We start from the raw sequence: 14,356 nt of genomic DNA on the forward strand, positions 1-14,356 counted from the left end.
GCCGTTTGGAGGGCAAAATGGCCAAAATGGGGGAGAAATAGGCCGCACGCCGGCGCAGGGACCGACGCTAAAAGAAAAGCGCGGGGCCGCATGGCGACTCCGCGCTTTATTGTTCAGCTTTTGCAGCCTTGCCCTTACGCTACGAAGAAGTAGACGGGGAAGGCAAGGGCTGCGATCCACCCGTCCTGTGCGAAAAAGTGTTTACGAACGTTTGCGACTCGCCAGGGCGCCTGCGGCGATGGCGGCTGTTCCCGCAAGGGCGGCTGCCACGATGGCTGCGTTCGAGGTGTCGCCGGTTGCCGCGAGCTTGCCGACGGTCTTGGCTCCCTTGGCTGCAACTGCAACGGTCTTGGTTGTCTTCGTGCCCTCGGACTTGGAACCCTCGGGCTTGGTCTTGCCGTGCTTTTCCTCGGGCTTGGTCTCCTCGGGAGGCACGATGACCGTGCTCTTGGCGACAGCGGCGTCATAGGGGGAGTCAATCGTGGCATCGCCCGTGCCAATGGTCTGCCCCGCCTCGTAGACGATGCCGTCGCTGAGCTCTTCCTTGTTGCGATAGTCAATGACTTTGCCGCCTGCAGGCGTCTGGATGATGGCGTCCTTGATTTCGATGGTGCCGATCGCCTTGCCGTCCGCGCTCATGGCAAGGGCGAAGATAGCCGCCGTGTCTCCCTCGGCCGTGACCTTGCTGCGGACGATCGAGATGGTCGCGGGCGTGATGCCCTTCTCGGTCTGCGCGAAGATGCCGATGTTCAGGCCCTCGGACTCAGGGATGATTTCGTCGTTTTGGTCTCCACTGTAGTGGTCGGGGCCGTCGCCGCCGGTCTCGGCATAGCGGGCTATGGCCTTGACAACGGAGTCGCTGATGTAGATATGGCCACCCGCTTCGTCGGAGTAGAAATTACTGGTGGAGATTGCAACCGAGAACCTGCCTTCTGCGAGCGCATCCACAGTCGAGCCGTTCTTGATGACGATGTTGTCCTCATCGGTGAAGAGTGCGCTGGCTTCCCCGCCATCTGAGCTTGCGCGGACCGTCACGGTCGCGCCATCGAGCGTGATGCCCTTGTAGACATAGATGCCATACCCAACGCCACTTGCGTTGAGGGAAGCGTTCGTGACCGTGAGGCTGTTTTTACCGTCGATGGCGGCGTCTTCCTCGGAGCTTGCCTTGACCTGGCTGCCACCCGAGATCTCGATGTTGCCGTCGGCCCAAATCGCATTGTCTTTGGTAGAGCTTGCCTCTACCTTGCCGCCGCCCTTTATGATGAGGTTCTCGTTAGCATCGATACCCTGATCCTCGGTGGCCTTGGCGGTGACGGTTCCGCTGTTGTCGATCGTGATGTTGCCGTCGGCCCTGATGCCATCCGAATCGCCCGTGGCGTTAACGTTTCCCGAGCCCTTGATGGTGACATCGCCCCCGGCATCGATGGCATCGTGCTCGGTGCTCGTGGCGTTGACAGTGCCAGCGCCGTCGATGTTGATGTTGCCGACGGAAGTGATGGCGTCACGAGAAGATGTCACGTTGAGCGTGCTGGACGCGTCGCCCTGAATATTAAGCTCGGCGTTCTCGTTCGCGCCATCCTTAACCTTGATGCCGCGGCCGTTGTCGTTAGTGACGGTGTTGTTGCCCTCGTAGCTCACGTTGAGCTTGCCCGCTGCCTCGATCGCGCCGCCGTTATAGCCGTTGAGCTTCATGTCGTCGGCGCCGTCCCAGCTCCAGGTGCCGGCGGCGTCGCCCGCCGCGGTGCCGGCGTTGTATTGGGTGCCGCCGACGTCCACCCACTCGGCCGCGAGCGAGACGCTCGGCATGAGCAGCGAACTTACCGTGAGCGCGCATACGGCGCCTACAACGATGCGGCGTGTCACGCGGCGCCAGCTGCCGTGTGCGAGCAGCGTGCGACGGCGCACGTCGGGCTCGACAAAATGGGCTCCAGAGGTTTTGTCATTGCGCTTGGGGGTCGTGAACAAGGCGGCCATGGTTACTCCCATCCTCATAGGGCCTATGCGATTACGCCCAGCATATCTGCAGGATGTAGCCGGCGGTAGTGCCGTTTGGAGAGCAAAACGTCCAAAACTTGCGAAGCAATACATCGCGCGTCCGTGTGGCGCCTGGCTTTAAAAGCAAAGCGCGGAGCCGCTCGATGCGACTCCGCGCTTTGCTGTTTGGTATTGCGAATCTTGCGCCTACGCTACAAAGAAGTAGACGAGGAAGGCAAGGGCTGCGATCCACATGAGCGGCTTGATCTTGGATGCCTCGCCCTTAAAGAGCGCGACGACCACGTAGGCGATAAAGCCCAGACCAATGCCGGCAGAGATGGAGTAGGTGAAGGGCACGCCGGCGACAATCATGAACGCCGGGAAGCCCTGCGACACGTCGGACCAGTCGATCTCGGAGGCCTCGCTCATCATGAGGTAGCCGACGTAGACCAGAGCACCGCAGGTGGCGGCGCTGGAAACGATGGTGACGATGGGGGAGAAGAACGCGGCGAGAATGAACAGCACGCCGGTGGTGACGGAGGTGAGGCCCGTGCGGCCACCGTCGGCAGCGCCAGAGGTGGACTCGACGAAGGTGGTGATGGAGGAGACGCCCATAAAGCCACCGGCAGCAGCGGCCACGGAGTCGACGACCAGGATGGGACGGATGTCCTCGACATTGCCGTCCTCGGTCAAGAACTCGCCCTGCTTGGCGACGGCCATCGCGGTGCCCATGGTGTCGAAGAAGTCGCTCATGAGCAGCGAGAAGGCAACGACGAGCAGCATCGGGTCGGTCAGGACCTTCACGATGGCAAGGTTGCCGTCGGCAGTGCTGGCAAACGGGGCGCCGAAGGTCGAGAAGTCGAGCGGTGCGATGAGGCCCTCGGGCGCATGGGTGACGCCCAGCGGGATTCCGGCGATAACGGCGACGATGATGCCGATGAGCAGCGAGCCCGGCACGTTGCGGGAAGCCAGGGCAACCGTCACGACGATGGAGATGATGCCGACGATAAAGGTGGGGGAGGCGATGTCGCCCAGGCCGACGAGCGTACCGGCGCCAGCGGTGATGATGCCGGCGTCGCACAGGCCGATCATGGCGATAAACAGGCCCAGACCCACCGAGATGGCGTGGCGCAGGACCACGGGGATGGCGTCCATGATGGCCTCGCGCAGGCCGCAAAGGACGAGCAGCAAGATGACGATACCCTCGAGGAAGATAACGCTCATGGCGACGTGCCAGTCACCGCCGCACATGGTGGTGGTGATGCCCGCGATCATGGCGTTGATGCCCAGGCCTGAAGCGCAGGCGAGCGGGCGGTTTGCGAAGATGCCCATGCAGATGGTCATGATGCCGGCGCCCAGGCAGGTGGCGCAGGCGAGCGCTCCCGCATCAATACCAGCGCCCGAGAGCACTGCGGGGTTGACGGCGATGATGTAGGCCATCGCCAGGAATGTTGTCAGTCCAGCGCGAAGTTCGGTCCCGATTGTGGACTTGCGCTCACTGACGTGAAAAAGTTCGTCCATGCATACCCTTTCCTTGTTCGGCCCCGAGTTTAGGCCGATTGACACGAACTCATTTACTATATCGCCTTTACAACCTTGCTGTTCCTCGCATGTTGATGTTCGGCGCTTTGTAACAGACGGACGGTATTTATCGCATGAAAATGTGTGGGTACCGTATACTTAAGCGGTTACAACGACCCCTATGGAGGAACGTATGATTAAAGAGCTTTGCCACGACGAGGCTATCCTGTCCCAGCGTTGCGAGGTTGCGACCGTCGAGGACGAGTCGGTTGCTCAGGACCTGATCGATACCATCAAGTCGCTCGATGATGCCGGCTGCTTGGCCGCCAACCAGATCGGCGTTACCAAGAAGGTCTGCGTCTACCTGGACGACGCCGGCGAGCCCCACGTGCTCTACAACCCCCGTCTGGTGTTTGGCCTGGGCGCCAGCAAGATGGAGGAGAGCTGCCTGACGCACGAGGAGGTCACCAAGTCCACGCGCTATATCAAGTGCAAGGTTGCCTTTGACCAGATCGTCGATGGCAAGATGCGCGAGCGCAAGCAGGACTTTGTGGGCTTCGAGGCGCAGATGGTCCAGCATATGATCGACCACTGTCTTGGAAAGTTGGTCTAAGGGGACCAAAGCACCGCACTTCGTCTCTTTTGGTCCGGGCGTGACATTGTTGTCATGTCCGGGCTTTTGTGTTTAGCGCCTTTTTGTTTGGTGACAATAACCTTAGCAGGACCGTAAAGCTAGGAGGCGCTATGTGCACGAGCATTCGATTTACCGATAATTCTGGCCACATGTATCTGGGCCGCAACCTCGACTGGAGCTTTGACTACGGCCAACAGGTTCGCGTGATGCCGCGCGGGTTCCACATTCCGTATTCGTTTATCGACGATGCGTCGGCGGCACACGCGGTAATCGGCATGTGCATCGATTACAAGAACTATCCCATGTTTTTCGACTGTGGTAACGATGCGGGTCTGGCTGTGGCGGGGCTCAACTTTCCCGGCTATGCCGAGTATGCCGAGGGCCCTGTCGACGGCAAGAACAATATCGCGGCCTATGAGTTTCCCCTGTGGGTGGCAGCGACGTTCTCGACGGTCGATGAGGTCGAGGCCGCGCTGCGCGACACGGTGATTGTCGCCAAATCTGCCGGAGAGGGGCTGGGCGTGTCGCTGCTCCATTGGATTATCGGCGACAGCCAGCGCAGCATCGTGGTCGAGATGATGGCTGACGGCCTGCATGTATACGACGATCCGGTCGACACCCTTGCCAACCAGCCGACCTTCCCGTGGCACATGGAAAACCTGCGCACCTATATCACCGCCACAAGCGATTTTCCGCAGACGGCGACATGGCGTGGCGCCGAGCTTAAGCCCTATGGAGCCGGTGCCGGCATGCGCGGCATTCCGGGCGATTGCTATTCGCCGAGCCGTTTTGTAAAGGCGGCGTACCTCAATGCCAATTACCCGCAAAAGGAGAGCGAGACCGAAAACGTCGTTCGCATGTTCCGCTCGCTCGAGGGCGTGGTGATGATTGAGGGGGCGTCCAGGATGGGCGATGGCAAGTTCGAGAAGACTATCTATACCGGATGCTTTAGCGCGCGCACGGGCAATTATTACTACGCGATGTATGGGGATCCGTCGATTCGTTACGTGAGCCTGATGGATGCCGAGGGCGCGAGCCCCGATAGGCTCGTGGTTCCCGAGCCGCGTCGTTCGTAGCCCATAGCTTTACTGCAGTGCAAAGCGCCCCTGCATCTCCTGTGAGGTGCAGGGGCGCTGCGACCTGGGCTTTATCCCGCATGCGCCCCGAGAAAATGTCCCTTAAGCGCGTGCTGTCTGGGCGATGCCAGCCTTGGCGTTTGCGCGTTTGCCGGCGAGTTCGCAAAAAATCGCGCCGCCGATGATAAGCGCGGCACCCATCAGGCGGACCGGTGTTATGGCTTCGCCCAAAAGGACGGCCGAGAACACGACGGCCGAAAGCGGCTCGAGGTAGCCGACGACCGCGACGGTCTGGACGGGCAGCTTGGCGACGGCACTAAAGTAGAGCAGGCAACCGATGCCGGTGTTGACGACGCCGAGCATGACGACGGCGCGCCAATCAATACTGGCGGCGACGCCGGCGGACAGGAATGAGGGAGCGCCCTGCGTGATGAGCGTGAGGACCAGCGCGGTCACAAAGGCGGCGCTCACCTGGAGCGTGGAGTTCTCGAGGCCTTCGATGTGTGGCGCACCCTTGCTAGCGATGACCATCAGCGCATAGCAAAATGCCGAGGCGATACCGCAGACGATACCCGCAATGGGCATATTGCCGCCTAGACCTTGTGCTGCAATGAGAAAAGCACCGCAAGCAACGGCGATAAAGCCGGCGATTTTGCCGCCGGTCAGTTTTTCGCTAAAGATAAACGGCGAGAGTGCCATGACGATGATGGGGCCGCAGTAGTACAGCAGGGAGGATACGCCGACGCCGATCGTCTGGTAGGCGCGGAACAGAAAAATCCAGCTGGCGCCCAGCGCGGCTCCCGAGAGGAGGAGGGCTGCGGCTTCGCGGGGGCGAGACGGCGCCTGCAACTTATGGCGTTGGGTGATGACGAGGATGATGACAAGCGAAAGTGCGCCCAAAAACGTGCGCAGGAGCACGATATCGGAGCTGGGCAGCGCGATGGCAGCGGCGATGATGCCGTTGGAGCCAAACAATAGCAATGCTGCTAGGTACGTAAACAGTCCGTTGTTCATGCGCTGACATCCCCTCTATATCCGAGCATGTTCACTATGGGTGAACTGGCTTTAGAAGAAAAGCGAATATAATGCATGGATAACATGACAAAAACTCATGCAAAGGTGGGGACGTGCCGTGGAGACCAATATTCAAAAGATGCAGGTGCTGCTCGAGACCGTGCGCGCCGGCAGTTTTACGCGCGCTGCCGAGCGCCTGAGCTATTCGCAGTCGGGCGTGAGCCGTATGGTGGCCGATCTTGAGGCCGACTGGGGTTTTAAGGTGCTCGACCGCAGTCGCGAGGGCGTGGCTCTTTCTGCCGACGGGCGGCAGGTCATGCCGGCTGTCGAGGCGCTCTGCGAGGAATTCACTCGCTTGCAGCGACGGGTGGATGAGATGCGTGGACTCATGCGCGGCAAAATCTGCATCGGTACGTTTTCGAGCGTGGCGACCCACGTGCTGCCGCCGGTGATTGCGCGCTTTCGCGCCGATCATCCGGATGTCGATTACGAGCTGCTGATGGGTGATTACTCAGAGATTGAACAATGGGTGGCGGAAGGCCGCTGCGACCTGGGTTTTATCCCGCGTGAGCCCCGAGAAAACGGCATGGCATCGCGGTCTTTGGTGCGCGACGAGTTGATGGCGGTAGTGCCGGCAGATTCTTTGCTTGCCACGGCGGAGGTCGTTTCTCTTGCCGATTTAGCCAACGAGCAGTTTATTCTGCTAGAACGCGGCACCGATGACGAGATTACGCCGCTGTTCCGTCGGGCGGGGCTGACGGTGTGCTCCAAGCTGTCGACCTGGGATGATTATGCGATTATGGCTATGGTCGAGGACGGCCTGGGCGTTAGCATTCTTCCCGCGCTCATCTTGCGCCGTTGTCAGTTCGATGTTGCTGTGCGTTCGCTCGAGGGACATCCCCATCGGCAGATCAACGCCATATATCGAACGGCCGATGTTTCGCTTGCCGCCGCCCGTTTTCTCGAATACCTCTAAACGTGTACACGCCATTGTTTGCTTTGGGCAGATCTCGGAGTCCGATATATTTTCTTATGAAATTGAACTTTCGAATGAGGCGCCGCGTTATACTGCTTGCTAAATTGAACCATGGTTCAATTCGTGTTCTATAAATTGAACTTTGCCAGCAAGGAGGTTCTAGTGGCCCAAGAGACGTTTAGCGATCGCCTGCGACAGGCTATGTCCGATCGCGACGTTCGCCAGTCGGACGTGATCCGCGCATCGGAGATGCTCGGCAAAAAACTCGGCAAGAGTCAGATGAGCCAATATGTGAGCGGCAAGACGATCCCGCGGCGCGATGTGGCTGAGCTGCTCGCCCGTATTTTGGAGGTCGATGTTACCTGGCTGCTTGCCGGCGACGCCGATCAAGGCGAGGCATCATCACCCCGCAACGATTCCAAGCCCGAACCCCATCCCTCAGCTCAAATTGCAAGGAGCACCACCATGCGCACTTTTTCTAAATCCACCAAGCTCGATAACGTCCTGTATGACGTTCGCGGCCCCGTCGTCGACGAGGCCGCCCGTATGGAGGACGAGGGCGAGCGTATTCTCAAACTCAACATCGGCAACCCGGCGCCCTTCGGTTTCCGCACGCCCGACGAGGTTATCAAGGACATGCGCCAGCAGCTGCCCGACTGCGAAGGCTATTCCAACTCGCGCGGCCTGTTCTCTGCGCGCAAGGCGATCATGCAGTATTCGCAGATCAAGGGCCTGCCCAACGTTCAGATGGAGCATATCTACACGGGCAACGGCGTGTCCGAGCTCATTCAGCTTTCGATGAACGCGCTGCTCGACAATGGCGACGAGATTCTGATCCCCAGCCCCGACTATCCGCTCTGGACGGCGTGCGCAACCCTTGCCGGCGGTCATCCTGTGCACTATCTGTGCGATGAGCAGGCGGATTGGTATCCCGACCTGGAGGATATGGAGTCCAAGATCACGAGCGCGACCAAAGCCCTCGTTATCATCAACCCCAACAACCCCACGGGCTCGGTCTACCCGCGCGAGGTGCTCGAGGGCATCGTCGAGGTTGCACGCAGGCATCAGCTGATGATCTTTGCCGATGAGATCTACGACCGCCTGTGCATGGACGGTTACGAGCACGTCTCGATTGCCTCGCTCGCTCCCGACCTGCCCTGTGTCACCTTTAGCGGCCTTTCCAAGTCGCACATGATCGCGGGCTATCGTATTGGCTGGATGGTGCTTTCGGGCAACCAGCGTTGCATGAGCGACTTCATCATGGGCATTAACATGCTCTCCAACATGCGCCTGTGCTCCAACGTGCCGGCTCAGTCGATCGTCCAGACGGCACTCGGTGGTCATCAGTCCGTCAACGACTACATCCGTCCCGGCGGCCGCGTCTACGAGCAGCGCAACTTTGTGTATGAGGCGCTCAACAAGATTGACGGCATCTCGGTGGTTAAGCCGCGCGCGGCGTTCTACATCTTCCCCAAGATGGATGTGAAGAAGTTCAACATCACCGATGACGAGCAGTTCGCCCTTGACCTGCTGCACGAGAAGAAGATCCTGATCACGCGCGGCGGCGGCTTCAACTGGGCTGAGCCCGACCACTTCCGTATCGTGTACCTGCCGCGCATGGAAGTACTCAAAGAGTCCCTCGAAGACCTCGCCGACTTCTTCGATCACTACCGCCAGAGCTGTTGGGATAGAAGTTCCGCACTATGAAAAGCTCCCTGCAGTTGTTTTGCTGCAGGGAGCTTTCTTGAATCGGCGGAACTAAATAACGATTCCGCAACAGTGGTCGATTTCGTGTTGGATGATTTCGGCGGTGTAGCCCGAGAAGTTTTTGATGCGGTGGACGAAATTCTCGTCCAAATACTCAACCTTAATGCGGCGATAGCGAGTACAGGGGCGCTCGCCGGAAAGCGAGAGGCATTCTTCGCTCGTCTGATAGGAATTGACCTGCTCAAGAATTTGAGGGTTGTACATCAGCAGCGCCCTGTTGCCGTCCTTTACGCAGATGATGCGTTTGCGCACGCCAATCATGTTGGCGGCAAGGCCCACGCACTCGTGCTCATGCTCATGGAGCGTATCCAGGAGGTCCTGCCCGGTCACGGCGTCATCGGGGCCCGCGTCTTCGGAAGGCAGGCGTAAAAAGAACTCGGATTTCATGATGGGTTTGATCATGGCGGGCTCCTTAAGGTGGACACGTTTGGTTCAGGTCATGATACCGCGACATGTCGCATTAATGTGTGCACATAGATTCTGCAGCTAGATTGGATGGCGACACCATAAACTAATGGACGTTTTGCCGAGAGGCATGAATGTTTAAAGCGCAAAGAGTGCGCGACGGGCCCCGCGAATGGGGCGATGATGCCCGAGAGGGCCAAGAAGGAGTCTCATGTCCGAGAACGAAGAGATCATGAACGAGACCGAGAACGAGACCATGGCTGCCGAGGTTGAGGCAGTCGAGACCGTGGAGACCGAAGCTGCTGAGGTTGAGGCTGCTGATGAGGTTTCCGCCGAGGAGGAGGCCGAGGTTGTCGAGGCCGCCGCTGATTACGATGACGAAGAGCTGATGGACAAGATGCAGAAGGCCGCTCGCCTGCTGCGTAGCCGTCGCTTTGCTATTTCCAAGGAGGAGGAGGCCAAGGCCGAGCGCATGGCGAACATCGAGCGCGCCATCAAGCTTCTTGACCTCAAGCCCAAGATGGAGCAGAAGGAAATGTCCGACCTGCTGGGCATGCGCCTTCGTGAGCTCGATGGCCTGATGGCCGAGGCCGAGGCTGCCGATCTGGTCGGCCGCATCGACGACGCCGAGGGCGATATGCGCAAGATCGTCGTCTTCGCTGCCGAGGATGCCGCCGAGGGCCTGGTCGAGCTTGCCAACAAGAAGGAGAAGCTCCTGCCCGAGCTTTCTTACGAGGAGGCCACCGAGCTGATGGCCGCTCTCGATAAGGTTATCGCTCCGCTCGTCGCCATGGGCCTGGACGAGGACCGCGGTCCTCGCGGCGGCCGTGACGATCGCGGTGGCCGTGGTGGCGACCGTGGCGGCCGCGGCGGCTTTGGCGATCGCGGTGGCCGTGGCGGCGACCGTGGCGGTCGCGGTGGCGATCGCGGTGGCCGTGGCGGCTTTGGTGACCGTGGCGGCGACCGCGGCGGTCGCGGCGGCTTTGGCGGCAACCGTGGTGGCTATGGCGATCGCGGTGGCAACCGTGGCGGCTTCGGCGGCAACCGTGGTAACGACCGTGGCGGTCGCGGTGGCGATCGTGGCGGCCGCAACGGCGGCGGCTTCCGCGGCAACCGTTTCTAGGTTAGCTACGCCGTTCTACCGAACGGCGTAACAGCTCGACGCTGCGCACCCACCAGAGCGACAACTTGTCATTCAAAGAGGACGGCATGACCAGAAGGTCTATGCCGTCCTCTTTTCATGCCAATTTGTTCGCTCTGGTGGGCGCTCGCTGCCGTTGCCAAAACATCGGCGTCGCCCTGATCAAAACCTGCCAAAAAGGGACAGGTTTATTTTGGTCGGTTTTATCTGGGCAAACGTGGTCGTCTATCGCAATGTAGTCGTTGGGGACGTTCTTGTTTGACTAGTCGTTTAAGAACGTCCCCAACGACTACATAGCGTGAGAGTGGATAATCTCCCGGTTTGAGCCCATATTCATGCTCAAGGTGGGAGATTATCCGCTCTCGTTTCGTTTGTTGATTTCGATGCCTACATTTGTAGGAACAGTTCGTGGAGGCGGGTGTCTTCGTCGAGTTCGGGGTGGAAGGTTACGCCGAGCTGGTTGTCTTGGCGAGCGGCGACGATGCGCCCGTCGACTTTCGCTAGGGCCTTGGCGTCGCCGTGGACCTCGACGATGCGGGGCGCGCGGATAAACGTCAGCGGCACTTCACCGTCGATGCCGGCTACCTGCCCCTTGGTTCGAAAGCTGCCGAGCTGCCTGCCGTAGGCATTGCGCTCGACAACTACATCCATGGTTGCCAAACGCGGCGTGCCCTTATCGTCATGGGCGGCAAGGTCGCGCGCCAGCAGAATCAAGCCGGCGCAAGTTCCCAATACAGGCATACCTTCAACAATGCGGGTGCGAAGCCCCTCGAGCATATCGAGTTCGGCAAGCAGCTTCCCTTGAACGGTAGACTCGCCGCCGGGAAGTACCAGACGGTCAAAGTCCTGCTTCAAATCAGCCGCCTGCCTCAGCTCAATACAACGTGCGCCCAGCTCGGACAGCCTTGCCTCGTGCTCGGCAAAAGCACCTTGGACCGCCAGCACGGCGACCGTCTGGTCTGCATAATCGCTCATGTGCGATCCCTTCTGCTGGACTAGCGCCCGCGTTCCTCCATGATGATCTCGATTTCGTCGGCGTTGATGCCCACCATGGCCTCGCCCAGGTCTTCCGAAAGCTCGGCGATGAGTTTGGCATCGGTGAAGTTTGCCACGGCCTTGACGATGGCGGCTGCGCGCTTGGCGGGGTCGCCGCTTTTAAAGATGCCCGAGCCGACAAAGACGCCTTCGGCGCCCAGCTGCATCATCAGCGCGGCGTCGGCGGGGGTCGCTACGCCGCCGGCGGCAAAGTTCACGACGGGAAGCTTTCCCGTGGCATGGACCTCGCGCACCAGCTCGACCGGAACCTGCAGTTGCTTGGCTGCCTCAAAGAGCTCGTCGTCGCGCAGGGCAACAACGTCACGGATCTGCTTTTGGATCTTGCGCATGTGACGCACGGCCTGAACGACGTCGCCCGTACCCGGCTCACCCTTGGTGCGAATCATCGTGGCGCCTTCGGCAACACGGCGCAGCGCCTCGCCCAGATCGCGGGCACCGCAGACAAACGGGACGTCAAACTGGGTCTTGTCGATGTGGTAGACATCGTCGGCGGGGGAGAGAACTTCGGATTCGTCGATGTAATCGATCTCGATGGCCTGCAGGACCTGCGCCTCGACAATGTGACCGATGCGGCACTTGGCCATAACGGGGATGGAGACGGCCTCTTGGATGCCCTTGATCATCTTGGGGTCGCTCATGCGCGACACACCACCTGCGGCGCGGATGTCGGCCGGGATGCGCTCGAGAGCCATGACGGCGCAGGCGCCTGCCTCCTCGGCGATGCGTGCCTGCTCGGGCGTGGTAACGTCCATGATGACGCCGCCCTTGAGCATCTGCGCGAGCTCGCGATTGAGCTTGACGCGATCGGCCTTGTTGGTCTGTTCTGCCATGGTTGCTCCCTTGGTTGGCATGTGCATTGCTTGACGGAACATCCTATCGGGGAGCTGGGTATGGCGAAATAATCAGTTTTCGAGATAATTACAAGGTCAGACTAATACCAGATTGAATGACTTAATAAGGTCAGGTGACAAATTCATGCTTGACTACAATTTGGAAAACCGCGGCGAGGCATCGCTTTATGAGTATGTTTACCAGCAAATTCGAGATGATATCGTTGCTGGACGTATTGCGGCGGGGGAACATCTGCCGTCTAAGCGAGCCTTTGCCAGTCATCTGGGAATTAGTGTCATTACAATCGAAAATGCATATAGCCAGTTGCTTGCCGAGGGCTATATTTGCTCAAAGCCGCGCCGTGGTTACTACGCGTGCGAGCTTCCCGATGCACCGGTTTTGGCTTCGGCTGCGGAGGGCATCGACCGAGATGACGCCTCCGTGGGCCCCAGCGCGTATGATGTCAACGGACAGGTCGAGCGATTCGATGCGCTCTCTCCTTCCGCTTTGGAGGCGGCGCGGCTTTGGCAAAGCGCGCTACGGGCGACGCTGGCATCCGAAGACGAACGCGAAATCTTTTCGACCGCGCCGGCACAGGGCACCGCTCGGCTACGACGCGCAATTGCTCACCATCTGCGCGGGACAAGGGGCATGAATGTCGACCCCGACAACATCGTTATCGGTGCGGGCGCCCAGCTGCTCGATACCATGTTGGTTCAGTTGCTTGGCGCGGACAAGGTGTATGCCGTCGAGGATCCAGGCTATTTGCGCTTGACGCGCATCTATCAGGTCATGGGTTGCGAAGTGCGGCATGTCCCGTTGGATGCTGAGGGCGTGGACTTGAGCGCGCTGCAGAAAACCGGGACCGATGTCCTTCACCTGATGCCGTCTCATCAGTATCCGACCGGTCTTGTGACGAGCATTGCGCGTCGCTATGCGCTGCTGAGCTGGGCCGCCGAGCGGCCAGGTCGGTATCTCATCGAAGATGACTTTGATTGTGAGTTTCGCCTTGCCGGCAAGCCGATTCCCGCGCTCGCGTCGATCGATGCCGCCCAGTCGGTTATCTACACCAACACGTTTTCGAAGAGCCTTTCATCGGCGTTACGTTTGGCGTACATGGTGCTGCCCGATGAACTAATGGAGAGGTTTAAACGCAACCTTGGTTTCTACGCCTCGTCGGTAAGTTCTGTTGATCAGGTTGCCTTGGCGCGTTTGCTGGAATCGGGTGATTACGAGCGACATGTGAACCGCGTGCGCGTTCGTGCTCGTGGGGCGCGTGATGGCCTGGCGGCGCTTGTACGGAAAACGTTTCCGGCAGGGGAGGTTTCGATCGATCATGCAGACGCGGGCCTTTACTGCGTCGTGGCCGTGGAGCGTGACGCGGGCGGAAGCTCTTTTGCACGGGCCCTCACGCGCTCGAGCATCCCTTTTATCGATATCGGTGACTGTTTTTGGTGTGCCGATGGCGCATCTGTCCCTGAAAACTCAACTCAAATTCTTGTTCAGTATGACGATCTGAGTCCAAAAGTACTAACTACCTTGGAATTGCAGCTAATGGGGGCACTCTGCAACCTAAGTGAGTAGACTTTTAGCACTTTGGCGACCAGGCAGTTTTGTAACAAGCTATCTACCTGCGGTTTTGAAAAGCAGGATGACCGGCCTGCTCGGGATGTTCAAAAAAGTCTACTCACTTGCCGCGCAAAGCTCCTGCATGAGAAAAAAATGGGGTTTTCAACAGGGCTTCGTCCAGCTCTCGGCAAGCTTTTGGCCAGTTGGGGAGGGCTGTTGAAAACTTGGCAGTCCGTTCGGCGCCATTTTTGGTGCGTTCGCGCCAATGCGTGACTGACTGGGTTGAAATTCGGGTTTTCCTGTGCCTATGAAGGATCTACTTTGTGACATATCAGCTTTTAGGTACTGGCGTTTGCCTCCTCAAGTCCGCGCTTTGTGTCCGCCGCTTCCAC

The 14,356-nt window shown here is 59.3% G+C and carries 12 protein-coding genes; 6 read left to right on the forward strand and 6 right to left on the reverse strand.

Going from position 1 to position 14,356, the window contains the following annotated elements:
- Positions 1-201: 201 nt before the first annotated feature.
- Positions 202-1,974 carry a carbohydrate-binding domain-containing protein gene (locus DWV20_RS04495; RefSeq protein WP_118256468.1) on the reverse strand — a complete coding sequence of 591 codons (1,773 nt, stop codon included), beginning with the start codon at positions 1,972-1,974 and terminating at the stop codon, positions 202-204.
- A gap of 207 nt (positions 1,975-2,181) precedes the next feature.
- A complete protein-coding gene (locus DWV20_RS04500; protein ID WP_117640610.1) occupies positions 2,182-3,495 on the reverse strand; it encodes an NCS2 family permease in 1,314 nt (437 codons plus the stop codon).
- Between the two features lie 193 nt (positions 3,496-3,688).
- Here DWV20_RS04500 and DWV20_RS04505 point away from each other — a divergent pair, with 193 nt between their 5' ends.
- Together DWV20_RS04505 and bsh are read left to right on the forward strand one after the other, a co-directional pair.
- A complete protein-coding gene (locus DWV20_RS04505) occupies positions 3,689-4,108 on the forward strand; it encodes a peptide deformylase (RefSeq protein WP_117563534.1) in 420 nt (139 codons plus the stop codon).
- Positions 4,109-4,239: 131 nt separating this feature from the next.
- Positions 4,240-5,205, forward strand: coding sequence for a choloylglycine hydrolase (gene bsh, locus DWV20_RS04510; RefSeq protein WP_117629622.1), 966 nt, complete (start codon positions 4,240-4,242; stop codon positions 5,203-5,205).
- 102 nt (positions 5,206-5,307) lie between these two features.
- Here bsh and DWV20_RS04515 read toward each other — a convergent pair whose 3' ends face one another.
- Complete coding sequence (locus DWV20_RS04515; RefSeq protein ID WP_118256469.1) at positions 5,308-6,219, reverse strand: DMT family transporter; 912 nt, start codon at positions 6,217-6,219, stop codon at positions 5,308-5,310.
- A gap of 118 nt (positions 6,220-6,337) precedes the next feature.
- Here DWV20_RS04515 and DWV20_RS04520 point away from each other — a divergent pair, with 118 nt between their 5' ends.
- The gene (locus tag DWV20_RS04520; RefSeq protein WP_233539774.1) at positions 6,338-7,195 is read left to right on the forward strand and encodes a LysR family transcriptional regulator; all 858 of its coding nucleotides are present in this window, start codon (positions 6,338-6,340) and stop codon (positions 7,193-7,195) included.
- 201 nt (positions 7,196-7,396) lie between these two features.
- Complete coding sequence (locus tag DWV20_RS04525) at positions 7,397-8,902, forward strand: aminotransferase class I/II-fold pyridoxal phosphate-dependent enzyme (protein ID WP_118256495.1); 1,506 nt, start codon at positions 7,397-7,399, stop codon at positions 8,900-8,902.
- A gap of 51 nt (positions 8,903-8,953) precedes the next feature.
- On the opposite strand, the gene DWV20_RS04530 is transcribed toward DWV20_RS04525, so the two are convergent.
- The gene (locus DWV20_RS04530) at positions 8,954-9,364 is read right to left on the reverse strand and encodes a peptide deformylase (RefSeq protein WP_118256471.1); all 411 of its coding nucleotides are present in this window, start codon (positions 9,362-9,364) and stop codon (positions 8,954-8,956) included.
- Positions 9,365-9,578: 214 nt separating this feature from the next.
- Between DWV20_RS04530 and DWV20_RS04535 the strand changes: the two genes are divergently transcribed.
- On the forward strand, positions 9,579-10,490 hold the full coding sequence (locus DWV20_RS04535; RefSeq protein WP_117734540.1) for a hypothetical protein: 912 nt from the start codon (positions 9,579-9,581) through the stop codon (positions 10,488-10,490).
- Between the two features lie 405 nt (positions 10,491-10,895).
- On the opposite strand, the gene pdxT is transcribed toward DWV20_RS04535, so the two are convergent.
- Positions 10,896-11,483 (reverse strand): pyridoxal 5'-phosphate synthase glutaminase subunit PdxT, encoded by a 588-nt coding sequence (gene pdxT, locus DWV20_RS04540; protein WP_118256472.1) that lies wholly within the window; start codon positions 11,481-11,483, stop codon positions 10,896-10,898.
- Between the two features lie 20 nt (positions 11,484-11,503).
- Positions 11,504-12,394, reverse strand: coding sequence for a pyridoxal 5'-phosphate synthase lyase subunit PdxS (gene pdxS, locus DWV20_RS04545; protein WP_118256473.1), 891 nt, complete (start codon positions 12,392-12,394; stop codon positions 11,504-11,506).
- Positions 12,395-12,539: 145 nt separating this feature from the next.
- On the opposite strand from pdxS, the gene DWV20_RS04550 reads away from it, so the two are divergent.
- Positions 12,540-13,979, forward strand: coding sequence for a PLP-dependent aminotransferase family protein (locus DWV20_RS04550; RefSeq protein ID WP_118256474.1), 1,440 nt, complete (start codon positions 12,540-12,542; stop codon positions 13,977-13,979).
- Positions 13,980-14,356: the final 377 nt, after the last annotated feature.

The organism is Collinsella sp. AF02-46-1 (assembly GCF_003465825.1).
GTDB lineage: Bacteria > Actinomycetota > Coriobacteriia > Coriobacteriales > Coriobacteriaceae > Collinsella.

What these genes read in the sequence shown, in the direction of transcription:
- DWV20_RS04495 (WP_118256468.1), bottom strand. Translation starts at nt 1,974, where the DNA reads ATGGCCGCCTTGTTCACGACCCCCAAGCGCAATGACAAAACCTCTGGA.
- DWV20_RS04500 (WP_117640610.1), bottom strand. Translation starts at nt 3,495, where the DNA reads ATGGACGAACTTTTTCACGTCAGTGAGCGCAAGTCCACAATCGGGACC.
- DWV20_RS04505 (WP_117563534.1), top strand. Translation starts at nt 3,689, where the DNA reads ATGATTAAAGAGCTTTGCCACGACGAGGCTATCCTGTCCCAGCGTTGC.
- bsh (WP_117629622.1), top strand. Translation starts at nt 4,240, where the DNA reads ATGTGCACGAGCATTCGATTTACCGATAATTCTGGCCACATGTATCTG.
- DWV20_RS04515 (WP_118256469.1), bottom strand. Translation starts at nt 6,219, where the DNA reads ATGAACAACGGACTGTTTACGTACCTAGCAGCATTGCTATTGTTTGGC.
- DWV20_RS04525 (WP_118256495.1), top strand. Translation starts at nt 7,397, where the DNA reads ATGTCCGATCGCGACGTTCGCCAGTCGGACGTGATCCGCGCATCGGAG.
- DWV20_RS04530 (WP_118256471.1), bottom strand. Translation starts at nt 9,364, where the DNA reads ATGATCAAACCCATCATGAAATCCGAGTTCTTTTTACGCCTGCCTTCC.
- DWV20_RS04535 (WP_117734540.1), top strand. Translation starts at nt 9,579, where the DNA reads ATGTCCGAGAACGAAGAGATCATGAACGAGACCGAGAACGAGACCATG.
- pdxT (WP_118256472.1), bottom strand. Translation starts at nt 11,483, where the DNA reads ATGAGCGATTATGCAGACCAGACGGTCGCCGTGCTGGCGGTCCAAGGT.
- pdxS (WP_118256473.1), bottom strand. Translation starts at nt 12,394, where the DNA reads ATGGCAGAACAGACCAACAAGGCCGATCGCGTCAAGCTCAATCGCGAG.
- DWV20_RS04550 (WP_118256474.1), top strand. Translation starts at nt 12,540, where the DNA reads ATGCTTGACTACAATTTGGAAAACCGCGGCGAGGCATCGCTTTATGAG.